The organism is Pseudomonas agronomica (assembly GCF_025917275.1).
Lineage (GTDB): Bacteria > Pseudomonadota > Gammaproteobacteria > Pseudomonadales > Pseudomonadaceae > Aquipseudomonas > Aquipseudomonas agronomica.
In genome coordinates this window covers 1-2716 of sequence record NZ_JAOSHO010000605.1, presented here as the reverse complement: position 1 = coordinate 2716, position 2716 = coordinate 1, and the positions used below count along the sequence as shown (strand labels likewise).

Here is a 2716-nt window from a genome sequence, read left to right as displayed (position 1 = left end):
CGCCAGGTCACTGACCGCTTCATGTACCTGGAAGAAGGCGATATCGCTGAGATTCGCCGCGACAGCGTGCAGATCTGGGACCTGAATGGCAAAAATGTCGAGCGTGAAACCGTCCAGTACCGCGACGGCGCCGAAGCCGCCGACAAGGGCGAGTTCCGCCATTACATGCTCAAGGAAATCCATGAGCAGCCGGCCGTTGTGCAGCGCACCCTCGAAGGGCGCCTGAGCCAGGATCAAGTGCTGGTCCAGGCCTTCGGCCCGCAGGCTGCCGAGCTGTTCGCCAAGGTCCGCAACGTGCAGATCGTTGCCTGCGGCACCAGCTATCACGCCGGCATGGTCGCGCGTTACTGGCTCGAAGAACTGGCGGGTATCCCGTGCCAGGTCGAAGTCGCCAGTGAGTTCCGCTACCGCAAGGTGGTGGTGCAGCCTGATACCCTGTTCGTGACCATCTCCCAGTCGGGCGAAACTGCTGACACCCTGGCAGCCCTGCGCAACGCCAAGGAATTGGGTTTCCTCGCCAGCCTCGCAATCTGCAACGTCGGTATCAGCTCGCTGGTGCGTGAGTCCGACCTGACGCTGCTGACCCAGGCCGGTCGTGAGATTGGCGTGGCGTCGACCAAGGCGTTCACCACGCAACTGGTGGGCCTGCTGTTGCTGACCCTGTCCCTGGGCCAGGTACGCGGCACGCTGGCGGAGGGCGTCGAGGCCAAGCTGGTGGAAGAACTGCGCCGCTTGCCGGCTCGCCTGGGCGAAGCCTTGGCGATGGACAGCACCGTGGAGAAAATCGCCGAGCTGTTCGCCGAGAAGAATCACACCCTGTTCCTGGGCCGTGGCGCGCAATTCCCGGTGGCGATGGAAGGGGCCTTGAAGCTCAAGGAAATCTCCTACATCCACGCTGAAGCCTACCCGGCCGGTGAACTCAAGCATGGCCCGCTCGCGCTTGTGGATAACGACATGCCGGTGGTTACCGTGGCGCCGAACAACGAGCTGTTGGAAAAGCTCAAGTCCAACCTGCAGGAAGTACGCGCCCGTGGCGGCCAGTTGGTGGTTTTCGCGGACGAGAAGGCGGGCATGACCAACGGCGAGGGAACCCATGTGGTGCACATGCCGCATATCCACGACATCCTGTCGCCGATTCTTTATACGATCCCGCTGCAGTTGTTGTCCTACTACGTGGCTGTGCTCAAGGGCACCGACGTGGACCAGCCGCGTAACCTGGCAAAATCCGTAACGGTTGAATAACGGCGTCGCGCGCGGGCACAGTCGCTCAACCTGACGGTTGGCGCCTGGCCCACTGACTGAACTAACCCCCTGAATTCAGGGGGTTTTTTATGGCCGCGAGAAAATGGGTTTCGCCGTTTGGATCAGCAAGGAAATCTGAATTCGAGCTTTTTTACTCAACCCTGTTCGTCGTATTCACGGTGAGTCGCGGAACAACTGCGTTGACAACATGGGGTAGAGATGATGATATCAAGTCATACGACAACGTATGACATCAAAATAATAAAAAATAAAAGGTGCAGCCATGTCCCCTGCATTTGCCACCCAGAGAGTATGCAGTCCTCCGGTCCCACGCTTTAACGCCGTGCGCCGAGTACCTTCTTTCTTATCCGAGGAGTCCCGAGCGGGCTCACAGCTTCTACCGAACGCCTCGCTTTCCACACCCAAGCACTTTCGCCTGTCCCATCAGGCGTTACCACTGGGCGTGTCCGTTTCTCGTTCAGCTTCAATCCCCCAATGAATGGCAGCACCCGGAGAACAATAATGAAGAAAACACTCTGCGCCTCTTTGATCGCCTCGTTTCTGAGCCTGACCGCCGGCACCGCAATGGCCGCCGACGCCAGCAACTGGCCAAGCCGTCCGGTGCAAGTGGTGGTGATTGCCAACGCTGGCGGTGACACCGATTTCAACGCACGGATGATGGCCAAGTACTTCACCAAGGTCACCGGCAAGACCATGGTTGTCACCAACATGGCCGGCGGGGGCGGGACGATTGCCGCCGATGCGGTCAAGAGCGCGGCGCCGGATGGCAACACTATTCTGTTCACCCACACGGGCCAATTGATCGTCAACGAGGTTGCGGGGCTGTCCGAAGATCGTTTCGATGCGTTCGATATCTCCTGCATCGCCGGCGTCGACAAAGGTGCGGTGTTCGTCTCGGCGAAAAGCTCGGGCATCGACACCCTTGACCAGTTGATCGAGAAGGCCAAGGCCAAGCCCGGCACCATTACCTACGGCACCGAGATGGGCAATTTCTCGCACCTGCAGGGCCTGATGTTCGAGAAGCTCGCCGGGGTGAAACTGAAAATGGTCGACAGCGGCACCGTGTCCGAAAAAATCGTCGCCTTGCTGGGCAAGCGCATCGATCTGGGCGCCATCAGCTATGGCTCGGTCCAGGACTACATTTCCAGCGGCAAAATGAGCGCCCTGGGCCAGCCCAACGCCGAGCGCAACGCGCTGCTGGGCGACGTCAAGACGTTCAAGGAGCAAGGCGTCGACCTCGTCCTGGACAAGCCTTACGTCGTCGCTTTCCCGAAAGGCACCGACCCGGCCATCGTCAAGAAAATGGCCGATACCATGAAGAAAATCACCGAAGAGCCGGAATACGCCGAGGAGCTGAAGAAGTCGTTCAAGCAGCCGGTCAGCTTCCAGGGCACCGAAGAAGCCATCGCCACGTTGAACAAGACCCGCGACAGCTTCATGCAGTTCAAGGACG

2 protein-coding genes are annotated in these 2716 nt (G+C 59.5%); both read left to right on the top strand.

All coding sequences use genetic code 11. The features are described from left to right. The coding region (glmS, locus tag OC610_RS25135; protein ID WP_264431725.1) for a glutamine--fructose-6-phosphate transaminase (isomerizing) at nucleotides 1-1242 on the top strand (1242 nt) is incomplete at its 5' end. A 522-nt stretch (nucleotides 1243-1764) separates the two neighbouring features. Continuing rightward, on the top strand, nucleotides 1765-2716 hold a 952-nt coding region (locus OC610_RS25130; protein ID WP_264431724.1), incomplete at its 3' end, for a tripartite tricarboxylate transporter substrate binding protein.